At 66.3% G+C, this 14,214-nt stretch carries 13 protein-coding genes; 6 read left to right on the top strand and 7 right to left on the bottom strand.

Translation table 11 applies throughout. The features are described 5' to 3' along the window. Window positions 1-168 precede the first annotated feature (168 nt). Together EB75_RS12510 and glgB are read left to right on the top strand one after the other, a co-directional pair. Complete coding sequence (locus EB75_RS12510) at window positions 169-2,235, top strand: alpha-1,4-glucan--maltose-1-phosphate maltosyltransferase (protein ID WP_073695716.1); 2,067 nt, start codon at window positions 169-171, stop codon at window positions 2,233-2,235. Continuing rightward, complete coding sequence (gene glgB, locus EB75_RS12505; RefSeq protein ID WP_073695715.1) at window positions 2,232-4,406, top strand: 1,4-alpha-glucan branching protein GlgB; 2,175 nt, start codon at window positions 2,232-2,234, stop codon at window positions 4,404-4,406. Before EB75_RS12510 ends, glgB begins: the two co-directional genes overlap by 4 nt. Window positions 4,407-4,421: 15 nt before the next feature. Here glgB and EB75_RS12500 read toward each other — a convergent pair whose 3' ends face one another. Beyond that, complete coding sequence (locus tag EB75_RS12500) at window positions 4,422-5,009, bottom strand: TetR/AcrR family transcriptional regulator (RefSeq protein WP_073695714.1); 588 nt, start codon at window positions 5,007-5,009, stop codon at window positions 4,422-4,424. A gap of 43 nt (window positions 5,010-5,052) precedes the next feature. Between EB75_RS12500 and EB75_RS12495 the strand changes: the two genes are divergently transcribed. Next, window positions 5,053-5,922 carry an alpha/beta fold hydrolase gene (locus EB75_RS12495; protein WP_286150168.1) on the top strand — a complete coding sequence of 290 codons (870 nt, stop codon included), beginning with the start codon at window positions 5,053-5,055 and terminating at the stop codon, window positions 5,920-5,922. On the opposite strand, the gene EB75_RS12490 is transcribed toward EB75_RS12495, so the two are convergent. The 3 genes from EB75_RS12490 to EB75_RS12480 all read right to left on the bottom strand — a co-directional run bounded on the left by EB75_RS12490 (window position 5,882) and on the right by EB75_RS12480 (window position 8,386). Beyond that, complete coding sequence (locus EB75_RS12490) at window positions 5,882-6,769, bottom strand: tetratricopeptide repeat protein (protein WP_073695712.1); 888 nt, start codon at window positions 6,767-6,769, stop codon at window positions 5,882-5,884. The genes EB75_RS12495 and EB75_RS12490 overlap by 41 nt on opposite strands. Window positions 6,770-6,782: 13 nt before the next feature. After that, window positions 6,783-7,142, bottom strand: a complete 360-nt coding sequence (locus EB75_RS12485) for a DUF3817 domain-containing protein (protein WP_073695711.1) — start codon at window positions 7,140-7,142, stop codon at window positions 6,783-6,785. A 62-nt stretch (window positions 7,143-7,204) separates the two neighbouring features. Next, window positions 7,205-8,386: an acetyl-CoA C-acetyltransferase gene (locus tag EB75_RS12480; RefSeq protein WP_073695756.1), complete on the bottom strand. Its 1,182-nt coding sequence runs from the start codon at window positions 8,384-8,386 to the stop codon at window positions 7,205-7,207. 83 nt (window positions 8,387-8,469) lie between these two features. On the opposite strand from EB75_RS12480, the gene mce reads away from it, so the two are divergent. After that, on the top strand, window positions 8,470-8,946 hold the full coding sequence (gene mce, locus EB75_RS12475) for a methylmalonyl-CoA epimerase (protein ID WP_073695710.1): 477 nt from the start codon (window positions 8,470-8,472) through the stop codon (window positions 8,944-8,946). Here the strand turns inward: mce and EB75_RS12470 are convergent. Continuing rightward, on the bottom strand, window positions 8,943-9,230 hold the full coding sequence (locus EB75_RS12470; protein ID WP_073695709.1) for an Rv1322 family protein: 288 nt from the start codon (window positions 9,228-9,230) through the stop codon (window positions 8,943-8,945). The two genes, mce and EB75_RS12470, sit on opposite strands and share 4 nt — an antisense overlap. After that, window positions 9,230-9,910: an endonuclease NucS gene (gene nucS / locus EB75_RS12465; RefSeq protein WP_073695708.1), complete on the bottom strand. Its 681-nt coding sequence runs from the start codon at window positions 9,908-9,910 to the stop codon at window positions 9,230-9,232. The genes EB75_RS12470 and nucS overlap by 1 nt, the downstream gene beginning before the upstream one ends. A 92-nt stretch (window positions 9,911-10,002) precedes the next feature. Between nucS and EB75_RS12460 the strand changes: the two genes are divergently transcribed. Together EB75_RS12460 and EB75_RS12455 are read left to right on the top strand one after the other, a co-directional pair. Next, on the top strand, window positions 10,003-11,592 hold the full coding sequence (locus tag EB75_RS12460) for an adenylate/guanylate cyclase domain-containing protein (protein ID WP_073695707.1): 1,590 nt from the start codon (window positions 10,003-10,005) through the stop codon (window positions 11,590-11,592). 55 nt (window positions 11,593-11,647) lie between these two features. After that, entirely contained in the window at window positions 11,648-11,944 is a 297-nt protein-coding gene (locus tag EB75_RS12455; RefSeq protein WP_142239572.1) for a hypothetical protein, read from the top strand. 1 nt (window position 11,945) lies between these two features. Here the strand turns inward: EB75_RS12455 and EB75_RS12450 are convergent, their stop codons facing one another. Next, on the bottom strand, window positions 11,946-14,048 hold the full coding sequence (locus EB75_RS12450; RefSeq protein ID WP_286150167.1) for a DUF1214 domain-containing protein: 2,103 nt from the start codon (window positions 14,046-14,048) through the stop codon (window positions 11,946-11,948). Between the last annotated feature and the right edge of the window lie 166 nt (window positions 14,049-14,214).

Below are 14,214 nucleotides of genomic sequence, written 5' to 3'. Positions count from 1 at the left end.
CTGACATTTTTTTCACGTGCAGGGTCAGTTCAGCGACTGTGCACAACGCATCCAGCCGCTCGCTGCCCCTGTGGTGTCATCGGCCACTACGGTGGGTATCAGAGCACGGGCGGGCCTTTGAGCCACTACGGCGTGTGGTGGCGTATGCCCGGGTAAGGAGTGGTTTGGGTGGCCGGTCGGATCGAGATCGACGACGTCGCACCAGTGGTGTCCGCAGGCCGATATCCCGCCAAGGCCGTGGTCGGCGAAGTGGTTCCGATCAGCGCGACCGTCTGGCGCGAAGGTCACGACGCCGTCGCCGCAAGCCTGGTGGTGCGGTATCACGGCCCCGTCTACCCGCAGCTCGCCGAAACCCCGCCGGGCGCTACACCGGCGCCGGCCCCACCGCGGGCCAAGGTCAAGCCGACCCGGCTGCCCATGGCGCCGGGCTTCACGCCCGACGTGTTCCACGGCCAGTTCACCCCCGACGCCGTCGGCCTGTGGACGTACCGGGTCGATGGCTGGGGCGACCCGATCGCGACGTGGCGACATGCCATCACCGTCAAGCTCGAAGCCGGCCAGAGCGAGGCTGAACTGACCAACGACCTCCTGGTCGGTGCGACCCTCCTGGAGCGCGCCGCCACCGCGGTCCCCCAGGACGACCGCGCCCCGCTGCTCGCGGCCGCGCGACGGCTGCGGGAAGCCGGCGACCCATACATCCGAGCCGCGGCAGCGTTGGCGCAGGATGTCACGGACCTGCTGCGCAAGTACCCCCTACGTGAATTGATCACGCGCGGAGAGCAATACGGCATCTGGGTCGACCGTCCGCGGGCCCGGTTCAGTGCCTGGTACGAGCTCTTCCCCCGGTCCACCGGCGGCTGGGACGCCGACGGGAAGCCGGTGCACGGCACGTTCTCCACGACCGCGAAGGCCATTCCACGCGTTGCCGCAATGGGTTTCGACGTCCTGTACCTGCCACCGGTACACCCGATCGGCAAGGTGCACCGCAAGGGCCCGAACAACAACGTGACCGCGGCGCCCGGCGACGTCGGCTCCCCCTGGGCCATCGGCAGTGACGAGGGCGGGCACGACGCGGTGCACCCGGACCTGGGCACCATCGCCGAGTTCGACGACATGATCGCCGCAGCCCGCGACAGCGGCCTGGAGGTGGCGCTCGATCTGGCGCTGCAGTGCGCGCCTGACCACCCGTGGGCCAAGGAGCACCCGGAATGGTTCACGGTGTTGCCCGACGGCACCATCGCCTACGCCGAGAACCCTCCGAAGAAGTACCAGGACATCTACCCGCTCAACTTCGACAACGACCCGGCCGGCCTGTACGACGAGGTGCTGCGCGTGGTCAAGTTCTGGATGTCGCACGGCGTCAAGATCTTCCGCGTCGACAACCCGCACACCAAGCCGGCGAATTTCTGGGCGTGGCTGATCGCGCAAGCCAAGAACATCGACCCCGACGTGCTGTTCCTGTCGGAGGCGTTCACCCGCCCGGCCCGTCTGTACGGGCTCGCGAAACTCGGCTTCACGCAGTCGTACACGTATTTCACGTGGCGCACCTACAAGTGGGAGATCACCGAGTTCGGCCAGGAGATCGCCAAGTACGCCGACTTCTACCGGCCCAACCTGTTCGTCAACACCCCCGACATCCTGCATGCCAGCCTGCAGCACGGCGGTCCGGGCATGTTCGCGATCCGCGCGGTGCTGGCGGCGACCCTGAGCTCGTCGTGGGGCGTGTACTCCGGCTACGAACTGTTCGAGCACGTGGCCGTCCGCGAGGGCAGCGAAGAGTATCTCGACTCGGAGAAGTACCAGTTGCGGCCACGGGACTTCGAGGGCGCGCTGGCCGGCGGCCGGTCCCTGGAGCCGCTGCTGACCCGGCTCAACGAGATTCGGCGCGTGCACCCGGCACTCAGCCAATTACGGACCATCAAGTTCCATCACGTCGACAACGATTCGATGTTGGCGTACAGCAAGTTCGACCCGGTTACCGGCGACACCGTCCTTGTGGTGTTGACGCTCAACCCATACGGCCCCGAGCAGGCAACGCTCTGGCTGGACATGGGCGCCCTCGGTATGGAGGACCACGACCGGTTCTGGGTACGAGACGAGATCACCGGTGAGGAATACCAATGGGGCGCAGCAAATTACGTTCGACTGGACCCGGGCAGAGCGGTAGCCCACGTACTGAACATGCCGCAAATCCCGTACGACAAACGGCTGAACCTCCTGCGGAGGCAGCCGTGACCAGCAACCTGCGGCCACCCGTGGCCGACCTGGCCCGGCTACTGGCCGGTGAACACCACGACCCGCATTCGATCCTGGGTGCGCATGAATACGGCAAGCGCACCGTCATCCGGGCCCTGCGCCCGCACGCCACCGGGGTCACCGCGCTGATCGGCAAGAAGCGCTACCCGATGGAGGCCATCGAGGGTGGCGTGTTCGCCGTCGAGGTGCCGTTCACCGATCTGGCCGACTACCGCTTCGAAGTCGAATATCCCGGTGACGTCGTGCACACCACGGCCGACCCTTACCGCTTCCTGCCGACGCTCGGTGACATGGATCTGCACCTGCTGGCCGAGGGACGGCACGAACGGCTGTGGGAAATCCTTGGTGCACAACCCCGTTCGTTCACCACGCCGGACGGCGTGGTCGAGGGATTCTCGTTCGCGGTGTGGGCGCCGAACGCCAAGGGCGTCAACCTGATCGGCGACTTCAACCACTGGGACGGCACCGAGGCGCCGATGCGGGCGCTGGGCTCGTCCGGGGTGTGGGAGCTGTTCTGGCCCGGCTTCGAAGCCGGCAGTTTGTACAAGTTCCGTATCCGGACCAGCACTGGCGCCATCAGCGACCGCGCCGACCCGATGGCCTTCAGCACCGAGGTGCCGCCGCTCACGGCGTCGAAAACCTTTGTCAGCAACTATGTCTGGCATGACGACGAGTGGATGACCGCCCGCGCCGAGCGGAACCCGATCTTCGAGCCCATGAGCACCTACGAGGTGCACCTGATGTCCTGGCGCCCCGGACTGAGTTACCGGGAGCTGGCCGTAGAACTCACCGAATACGTGGTGGCGCAGGGCTTCACCCACGTCGAACTCCTGCCGGTGGCCGAGCACCCCTTCGGCGGGTCCTGGGGCTACCAGGTGACGTCCTACTACGCGCCGACCTCGCGGCTGGGCACGCCCGACGATTTCCGTTACCTCGTCGACACGCTGCACCAGGCCGGCATCGGGGTGATCGTCGACTGGGTACCTGCCCACTTCCCCAAGGACGCGTGGGCACTGGGCCGCTTCGACGGCACCCCGCTGTATGAGCACGCCGACCCCCGCCGCGGCGAGCAACTCGACTGGGGCACCTATGTTTTCGACTTCGGGCGCAATGAGGTCCGCAACTTCCTGGTGGCCAACGCGCTGTACTGGCTCGAGGAATTCCACGTCGACGGCCTTCGCGTCGACGCCGTCGCGTCCATGCTGTACCTGGATTACTCACGCCCCGAAGGCGGTTGGACGCCCAACGTCTACGGCGGCCGCGAGAACCTGGAGGCGGTGCAGTTCCTGCAGGAGATGAACGCCACTGTCCACAAGCTGGTCCCCGGCATCGTCACCGTCGCCGAGGAATCCACGTCATGGCCCGGCGTTACCCGGCCGACAAACCTTGGTGGCCTTGGCTTTTCGATGAAGTGGAACATGGGGTGGATGAACGACACCCTGGACTACATCAGCCACGATCCGGTGCACCGCAGCTACCACCACCACGAGATGACGTTCTCCATGCTGTACGCCTACAGCGAGCACTACGTCCTGCCCATCAGCCACGACGAAGTCGTCCACGGCAAGGGCACGCTGTGGACCAGGATGCCCGGCAACGACCACGCCAAGGCCGCGGGTCTCCGCCAGCTGCTGGCCTACCAGTGGGCACATCCGGGCAAGCAATTGCTGTTCATGGGACAGGAATTCGGCCAACGCGCCGAGTGGTCCGAAGAACGCGGGCTCGATTGGTTCCAGCTCGGCGAGCACAGCTTCTCCACCGGGGTGCAGCAGCTGGTCCGCGACATCAACGGCATCTATCGCGACAACCGCGCGCTGTGGTCCCGCGACAGCAATCCCGAGGGTTATTCGTGGATCGACGCCAACGACTCGAGCAACAACGTGCTGAGCTTCCTGCGGTTCGGCGACGACGGGTCGGCCATCGCCTGCGTCTTCAACTTCTCCGGTAGTGAGCACTCGCAGTACCGGCTGGGCCTGCCGCACACCGGGACCTGGCAGGAGCTGCTGAACACCGACGCCACGGTCTACAACGGTGCGGGTGCGGGCAACATGGGGGCCGTCGAGGCGACCGCCGAGCCCTGGCACGGCCGTCCCGCCTCCGCCGTCCTCGTGCTCCCGCCGCTGTCCGCCCTCTGGCTCAAGCCCGCTTAGCGTTCGTCCGCCAGGTTACGTGCGCAGCCCGTCGAGGAGACGACACACCGCGGCACCGATATCGCGGCGCGCGCGAATGGGATCTGGCGCGCCCGCGATCGCGGCCACGGCTTGATTGCTGAGCCCCATCAGCAGCACCGCCAGCGGTGAAATCGGCTGCGGCGCAAGCACACCCTGCTCCAGCAGGCTGACGAGGCCGGCCTCGATATTGGCCAGCGTGTAGCGGGCGTTGCGCTCCTGCCACTTCTGCCAGCCCAGCACGGCAGGCGCGTCGACCACGCGGATCCGCTGCAGCGGCGCGTCAATCGCGGTGTCCAGCACTGCATCCCAGCCGGCGAGGAACACCGACCACGCATCCTCGCCACGCTCGGCCGCCGCCGCGGCAGCCTCCCGGACCCGGGTGCTGACGACCTGGTCGGCGCGGTCGAAGACCTCTTCGAAGAGCGCTTCCTTGTCCGCGAAATGGTGATACAGCGAGCCACGGGTCACGCCGCTGCGGCGGACGATCTCCTCCGTACCGGTCTGGTGATAGCCGTGCTCACCGAACAACTCGGTCGCGACTGCGACGAGCCGCTCCCGCGAATCCCCCTTGACCGTGACCATACAAGCTGTATGGTATCAGCATACAGCTTGTATGGAGGTCGCCATGACGACACCCGACACCCACGTGCCCACCCGCCTGGGCGACCTACACGTACGTCGCACCGGAACGGGACCTCCCGTCGTCCTATGGCACAGTCTCTGGGTCGACTCACGCAGTTGGGGTCCGCTCATTGACACCCTCGGCGCTCAGCGGCAGGTCGTGACCATTGACGGCCCGGGCTACGGCACCAGCAGCCCCATCCACCGCGACTTCACACTCGACGAATGCGCCTACGCCGCAGGCGAACTGCTCGATGCCCTGGGCCTCGATGTGGTCGACTGGATCGGCAACGCCTGGGGCGGCCACGTCGGCATCACACTGGCCGTCACCGAACCGCAGCGGCTGCGCAGCCTGACCACCATCGCCGCACCGGTCCTGCCCGTCAGCCGGCGGCAGCGCTGGACCCAGACCTACCCGCTGGCCGCGGCCTACCGACTGCTCGGCCCCAACCCGCTGCTGGCCAAGATTCTGTTCGACGTCCTACTCGGCTCCGAAGCCACCGCCGCCTCCCCTGAGCGCGCCGCCGAACTCAAAGCCGCCTTCCGAGCCACCGACCGCGAATCCATCAGGCGCACAATCCGATACATGCACTCCTGGCAGGCGCTCACCGACCAATTGCCCGCCGTCAGCGTCCCCACACTGCTGATGACCGGCGATCTCGGCGACCAGCACTGGTCCCCCGCCGACGCCCGCGCCGCGGCCGAAACCATGCCCGATGCCCGCGTCGTGACACTCACCGGCGACGGACACGTGGGCCCACTACTGGTCGACAGCGACCTGATCGCTCAAGCCGTCACCGACTTCTGGGCAACAATCGCGAGGAAAGGCGACCCTAGTAGAGCGCGTTGGCGAGGTTGCGTCGGCCGGCGATGACCTCGGGGTCAGCCGGGTCGAACAAGTCGAACAACTCGATGAGCCGGGTGCGTACGCGGGTGCGGTCGTCGCCGGCGGTCTTCTTGACAAGTGCGATCAGCCGGTCGAATGCACCGTGGACATCGCGCTGGAACAGCTGCACGTCGGCGGCCGCGAAGGCCAGGTCGATGTCGTCGGGCGAGGCGTCGGCCAGACGCACGGCCTCCGGACGCTGCGCGGACGCGCGCTGCAGGAACGCGATCTGCTGCACGGCACCCTTGGCCTCGACATGCGCCGGATCGGCATCGAGGATCGCCTGGTACGCGGCCAGAGCCCCGTCGAAGTCTCCGGTGTCCAGGGCTTCCCGGGCCTGGGCGAGCGCAGGGTCGACCTGCTCCTCCTCGCCTCCGGCGCCACCGCCCAGCTTGCCGGCGGTCGCCTGCAACAACGAGTCGACCCAGCGCCGCAGCTGATCCGCCGGCTGGCCACCCTCGAATGAAGTGATCGGCTGTCCACCGGCCAGGGCGACGACCGTCGGCACACCCTGGATGCCGAACATCTGGGCAATGCGGGGAGAGGTGTCGACATTGACGGTGCCGAACGACCACTTGCCACCGTCCTCGGCGGCCAGCGCGGACAGTGTCTGCCCCAGCTGGACACTCGAGTCACTGCGCGGCGACCACAACAGCACGACGACCGGTACCTCGCCGGAGCGGATCAGCACCTCGGCTTCGAGATTGGCCTCGGTGATCTCGATGCCACCCGGCGCGCCACCGGCAGCGGCAGCACCTTCGGCGGGACGGTTCTTGAGCGCGGAGAGGTCCACCGCACCAGCCAGCGCGGGACCGATAGGACGCGGACGAGTCACGCTCTCCAGTCTGTCACGCGACGGCAGAGGTCTCCGGTTCGGCCTCGGTCGCAGCAGGCCCGACGACCAGTGCGCCATTGCGGTCGGCCCAACGCACGAAGATCACGCTGGCCAGCGGCACAACGCTGGACACCGCCGCCGCTACCCAGGTGACCAGCGACCACCGCGCGGCCCAACCGACGACCAGTCCGGTGGCCACGAACGCCAGGAACACCAGGCCATGGACCATGCCGAAGATCTGGACACCTATCTCGGTGCGGGGCGTGCCGAGGTACTTGAAGTACATCCCGGTCAGGAGCCCAACCCAGCTGACGGCCTCGGCCAGAGCGATCAAACGAAACCAGCCCGCCACCCGGGGCACAACAGCGTTCATGGCGCCATTGTGCCCGAGTGACGGGCCGACTACTACGAGGCGTAGTTCACACCTCGCGAAAACTACGGGCGGCGCAGGATCAGGGCGTCGCCCTGACCGCCGGCACCACACAGCGCCGCGACGGCGTAACCCGAACCCTTGCGGGCCAGTTCCAGCGCCGCGTGCAGCGTGATCCGGGCACCCGACATCCCGATCGGGTGACCGATCGCGATGGCGCCACCGTTGACGTTCACCTTGGCCGGGTCCACCCCGAGTTCCTTGGTCGAGGCCAGCGACACCGCCGCGAACGCCTCATTGATCTCAATGACGTCCAGCTGGTCGACGGTGATGCCCTCACGCTCCACAGCCTTCTTGATGGCGTTGGCCGGCTGGGACTGCAACGTCGAATCCGGGCCGGCGACCACGCCATGGGCGCCGATCTCACACAACCAGGTCAACCCCAGTGACTCGGCCTTCTCCTTGCTCATGACCACCACCGCACACGCGCCATCAGAAATCTGCGACGACGACCCCGCGGTGATGGTGCCGTCCTTACGGAACGCCGGCTTCAACCCGCCCAAGGACTCGGCGGTGGTGTTCCCGCGGATGCCCTCGTCCTCGGCGAACTCGATCGGATCCCCCTTGCGCTGCGGGATCGACACCGGCACGACCTCGTCGGCAAACACCCCGTCCTTCCAGGACGCGGCCGCCTTCTGATGCGACTGGGCGGCGAACTCGTCCTGCTCGGCGCGGGTGAACTGGTCCTGATCGTTGCGCTGCTCGGTCAACGCGCCCATCGGCTGATCAGTGAACACATCATGCAACCCGTCATAGGCCAGGTGATCGAGCGCGGTCACGCTGCCGTACTTGTAGCCCTCCCGGCTCTTGGGCAACAGGTGCGGGGCCTGGCTCATCGACTCCTGCCCACCGGCCACCACGACCTCGAACTCGCCGGCGCGAATCAGCTGATCCGCCAGGGCGATCGCATCGATACCCGACAGGCACATCTTGTTGATCGTCAACGACGGCACATCCCACGGGATACCGCCACCGACCGCCGCCTGACGCGCCGGCATCTGCCCGGCACCAGCAGTCAGCACCTGGCCCATGATCACGTAATCCACCTCAGAGGCGTCCACACCAGCCTTCTCGAGCGCGCCCCGGATCGCCACCGCGCCCAGGTCACTGCCCGAGAAATCCTTCAGCGAACCCATCAGCTTGCCCACCGGAGTGCGGGCACCGGCAACAATTACCGAGGTCGTCATTTCCATCCTCCAACAAATCTGTAACGGCTAATGTGGCCGATCACACAGGCGCAAATTCGGTCGTATCAGGTTACCTTTACGTTATGACCACCGAACATGTCGATGCCCGTCCCGCGCTGGCCAGCGCCCTCGTGACCGCCATTGATCACGTCGGTATCGCCGTGCCGGATCTGGACGTCGCGATTCGCTGGTACCACGACCACCTCGGCATGATCGTCCTGCACGAAGAGGTCAACGAGGACCAGGGCGTCCGCGAGGCCATGCTCTCGGTCCGTGGCGCTGCGGTGGGTAGCGCCCAGATTCAGCTGCTGGCGCCGCTCGATGAGAAGTCGACCATCGCCAAGTTCATCAGCACCCGCGGCCCGGGCCTGCAGCAGCTGGCTTACCGCACCAGTGACATCGAGGCCCTGTCCGAGCGCCTGCGCGCCGACGGCGTGCGTCTGCTGTACGAAGCCCCGCGCCGCGGTACCGCCAACTCGCGTATCAACTTCATCCACCCGAAGGATGCCGGTGGCGTGCTGATCGAGCTGGTCGAGCCCGCAGCGGACTCACACCACTAACTCCATTTCCGGGTCGGGCTCCTGGTCCCCCGATTCGCCCAGCACGGCGTGTGCCAGTGCCGGCGGTCTTCGGCGTCGTCGACCCGTAACACCACCACATGCGCTGTGCCCGGGCGGATTTCGTGATCACACCCCGGGCACCGGTACGTCTTGACAGCGCGCGAGCCCGCCACCGGCCGTACCTCGTAGTCGTATCCGTCGGGCCCGGTCTCCACCCGGCGCGACGACAGCCCGAACAGCGGCGGCGGTTCACGCCGTGGCCGTTCCGGACGCCGTCTGGGCATCAGAACAACCGGAACTCGTCGTTGTCCATGCCGCGCATCTTGTCGTAGTCCAAAGTCACGCAACGGATTCCACGGTCCGTGGCGAGCGTGCGGGCCTGCGGCTTGATCTGCTGGGCCGCGAACACCCCGGCCACCGGTGCCAGCACGCTGTCGCGGTTGAGCAGGTCCAGGTACCGCGTCAGCTGCTCGACGCCGTCGATCTCGCCGCGGCGCTTGATCTCCACCGCGACCGACGCACCGGTCTCATCGCGGCACAGCAGGTCCACGGGGCCGATCGGCGTCGGGTACTCGCGCCGCACCAGGGTGTATCCGACCCCCAGCAGCTCGACATGCTCGGCGAGCAGCTCTTGCAGGTGCGCCTCGACACCGTCCTTCACCAGACCGGGGTCGACCCCGAGCTCATGACTGGAGTCGTGCTCGATGTCCTCGACGGTGATCCGCAGCTGCTCGCCGGCCTTGTTCTCGACGACCCACACCAACGCCGAAACGCCGTCCTGCGCCGCTTCCTCCACGGTCCAACACGGCGGCGTCATCCAGTTCAACGGCTTGTAGGCACGGTCGTCGGCATGCACGCTCACCGATCCGTCGGCCTTGAACAACAGCAGGCGACGGGCCGACGGCAGATGTGCGGTCAGACGTCCGACGTAGTCAACAGTGCACTGGGCGATCACGAGACGCACCCGACCCACCTTAGGGCCAGTGGGTTCCAGCGCCGGGAAGCGGCCACCAAATGCCCCGTTCGTTGCGGTGCACGAATTAGGCTGACGCCACCATGACTGCCGACAACCCCGTGGCGCACCGCCTGGAGCGGGTGCGGGAGGCCATCACCCCGCGCGCGACCAACGAGTACGGATCCTGGTTGTTGGGTCGGGTGTCGGAAAGTCAGCGCCGGCGCCGCATCCGGATTCAGATCATCCTGACGACGTTCGTCATCGTCGCCAACCTCATCGGCGTCGCGGTCACCACCCTGGTGACCAACGTCCTCTTCCCCACCCCGAACGTCTACGGGCCCGACGTCTTCTGGATCACCGTCGTGTTCACACCGCTGTGGGTTTTCGCCACCTTCGTGGTCGGCGCCGTGTGGGCAAGCAGCACGGTCATCGGCAGCTTGCGGTGGGCCCTCGCCGAACTGCCACCCACGCCCGCCGATCAGATGGCCGTCTTGCGTGCCCCCGGCCGGTTGACCCGCGTGGTGCTGTTCCTCTGGTTCTCGGATGCGGCCGTGATCACCACGCTGTACGCCGTCCACAACCCGGAATTCATCCCAAAGTTCTTGTTGGGTATCACGTTTCCCGGCATCGTCGTGTCCACCAGCTGCTATCTGTTCACCGAGTTCGCGCTCCGCCCGGTGGCCGCGCAGGCACTGCAGGCCGGTCGGCCGCCCGCGCGGCTGGCGTCGAGCATCATGGGCCGCACCATGATGGTCTGGGCCATGAGCTCGGGAGTGCCGATGCTCGGCATCCTGCTCGCCGCGGTCGTGGCGTTGACCATCAGCAGCCTGACGCCCACCCAGTTCGCTTTCGCCATCGCGGTTCTTGCGGTGTTCGCATTGGTATTCGGCTTCTTCCTCATGTGGCTGCTGTCGTCGATGACGACCGCGCCGATCCGCATCGTGCGGCGCGCACTCAGCCAGGTCGAAGCCGGCGACCTGGATACCGACCTCGTCGTGTTCGACGGCACCGAATTGGGTGAGCTGCAACGCGGATTCAACTCGATGGTGCACGGGCTGCGGGAACGCGAACGGGTACGCGACCTGTTCGGCCGGCACGTCGGACGTGAAGTCGCCGCGCTCGCCGAACAGGAGAAGCCGCAACTCGGCGGTGAAGAGCGGCACGCGGCGGTGATCTTCGTCGACGTCATCGGCTCGACCCAGCTGGTGGCCAGCCGCCCCGCCGTCGAGGTCGTCGACCTGCTGAACCGCTTCTTCGCCGTCATCGTCGACGAGGTGGACCGGCACCACGGGTTCGTCAACAAATTCGAAGGTGACGCTGTTCTGGCGGTGTTCGGGGCGCCGGTGTCGTTGCAGTGCACCGAAGGTGACGCCCTCGCCGCCGCCCGGGCCATCGCGTCGCGGCTACGTGACGAAGTGCCCGAGCTGAAAGCCGGGCTCGGCGTCGCCGCCGGCACTGTGGTCGCCGGCAATGTCGGCGCCAAGGAACGGTTCGAGTACACCGTGATCGGTGAGCCGGTGAACGAAGCGGCCCGCCTGTGCGAGCTCGCCAAGTCCGTCCCGGGGCATCTTGCGGCCGCCGCAGACATGCTCGACGCCGTCAGCGAATCCGAAAGGGCGAACTGGACTTTGGGTGACACCGTCACGTTGCGTGGGCTGTCCGAGCCGACGCAACTGGCCGTGCTGGCCTGACATTCACAGCACGTTCCGGCGGCCGAGTGCCCTCATTCGGAGGATCATGGGCACCATGAAGCGACACATCGCGCTGGCCGCAGCAGCCGGTGCGCTCGCGACGTCGGTGACGCTGGCGCCGCTCGCCACCGCCGATCTCCTGCTCAATACGGGCGGTTCGGCCGCCGACGTCGTCAACAACCTTCAGGCCGCGGGCTACCTCGTCTACATCAACTGGACCAACGGTTTCGACGTCAAGCCACTCAGCGTCTGCTGGGTCACCAACGTCAACAACCCGGGCAACATCAAACCGGGCGGCCCGGTCGCTGCCACGGTTTACGTGGACGTGCAGTGCCCGAACCACGAATGGTGAATCACACCTGGGGGTAAGGCGCGAAGCGGCTGTCGAACCCGGCCTTGCGCGCATCGAGGGCCGCCTGCCGTTGCGCCGCAGTGACATACGTCGTGCTGGCCGGCAGGACGGTGCCGAGGTCGCTCAGCGCGACGACCTGTGAGCTCACTTTCGGCAGCTCGGCGCCCGGAGTGGTGTCGACGTCCTGGAAGCGGATCGAGATGGTGCCCTGGTTCAGGCCACCGGTGGACACCCAGTTGGCCACGCCGGGATCGGTCGGCGATACGACGATGGTGTAGCTGCCGTCCGCATTGGCCACCGACTGCGCGATGTTCAGACTGGTCTGCTGATCCCAGTAGTTCTTGGTGATGGTCCAGTCATTGGTCACCGGGACGACGAAATAGCCCGCGTCGCCGGGCTTGATCGTCAGCACCAGGGCCTCGTTATCGGCCAGTTGGAAGTAGCCCGGGCTCTGCACCTGTGTCGACAGGAAGGTCGCGTTGCTCTCGGGATCGGTGAAGACGTTGGGCGGCTTCGTCTTTCCCGATGAATCTTTTGTCGCCACATCCATGTACTGCGGTTCCATCCGCAGCCCGAGCGCGAGGATCACCGACGACTCCAGGCCCTGCAGGAACCGCGGCATGAATGGCAACGGCGGGACGAGCGAGACCAGATTGGTCAGGAACGGATTACCCGAGACGGTTGGCCCCAGCCCTGGAATGTCGAAGCCACCGATCTGCGCGAACAGACTGTTCCGCGGACCACTGACCCGCTCGATGGACAAGCTCATCGGCTCCTGAGCGTTCCAGTCCGACAAGGTGTTCCGCGCCACGATCAGGGTGGTGTCGGTCGGGATCTGCAGGTGATTCTTCTCGCCCAGAGCGCCCGGCTTCGAACTGACCGTCACGGTGAAGGTCCCGTCCGGGTTGATGTCCATGTCCTTCGCATTGAGCACCACGGCCGTCTTGCCGCCGAGACCGGTCAATACGCTGAACGTCGTCTCCGCCGGCCGCTCACCCGGGCCGAACTTCCCGCTGATGACGTACGACGACGTCGAGTTGACCGCCATCATCCGGTAGATGGTGTCCGGATTGTCGTACAGGATGCGGGTCCCGGTGACCGACCGACCGAACCAATTGTGCGGCGGCATAACCATTTCCAGGACCGTCGGCCGCATCGGGTTGAGCAGTTGGTATTCCATGGCGGCCTGCTGGGCGTACTCGTCGACCGCCTGGCTCAGTTGGTCCAGGTTCTCCCGATCCGGACCACCGATCTTCCGGAACTGTTGCTGTGCATTGAAATAGAACGCCACCTTCAGGATCACCTTCATGAACTGCATCGGCAGCGTGTTCACGATGGCGGTGGCCTTCTTCTCGGCCGCCAGTTGCTGAGACGTGCCGAGCACCGTGGGATTGGCCTGGAGCGTCGCCGGTGCGGCCGCCAAAGCCGTTGTCGCAGAGGATGCCGCAGTCTCCCGACGGGTGGCGCCCAGCAGCGCCGACAGCGCGGCATTCTGCAATGGTGCCACCGGGTTACCGGACGCATTCGCAGTCCCGAGCAGCCCCACCGACGAGAGTGCGTGCGACACAGCCGCGTTGACCGCGGCGACCGGGGCGCCGATCGCCGCCACCGGCACGACCACATGCGCCCGCGGCGCCGGACGTGCAGGTGCGTCTTGCACCGCGGCCTCCGGCGTCGTCACATGCTTCTGCGTTGCCGTAGCAGTCGGTGTGGCCGACACCTTCTTGATCGCGGGCTTCACATCAGGGCCAGACGCCGTGTCGGTGTCGGTCGTGTCCTTCGCAGCCGACGGCGTCGCAACGTCCACCTTTCCTGTGGGACGCTTCGACGACTTCTTTCCCGACTGCGCCGCACCGGAACGCTTGGCGCCTTTGTCGGCCTTGGGCTTGTCGTCATCGGCCTTGTCGCCGGCGCCCTTGGCTTGGCTCTCGCCCTTGGCTTGGCTACCCGTCGACGATCCCCCGGCGTCACTCGGCGCGGCGAACGCGACGCCAGGGCTGCTCGCCACGGCCACACCGATCCCCAGGGCGACGGCCAACGCACCGACCCGCCCAACGAATCTGGCTGCGCCAGTTGGCAACTGCTGACGGCTGTGCATTGGCATGGGCTTCCCCCTCAGACCCCGACTAGAACGCGTTCCAGTTATAACAAAGCGAAACACGCGAGTCAGCAAAAAACGAGACATATGATCAAAAATGTCTCGTCGATCACGTTGATGTCGTGGCGAGTCCCCGATTCTGAGTCCACCCGGAATTAGAGTCGGGTTTGTT

It is taken from the genome of Mycobacterium sp. ST-F2, assembly GCF_001905655.1.
GTDB lineage: Bacteria > Actinomycetota > Actinomycetes > Mycobacteriales > Mycobacteriaceae > Mycobacterium.
Note: the sequence above shows the minus strand (reverse complement) of the source record. Positions and strands in the feature narration are given on the sequence as shown.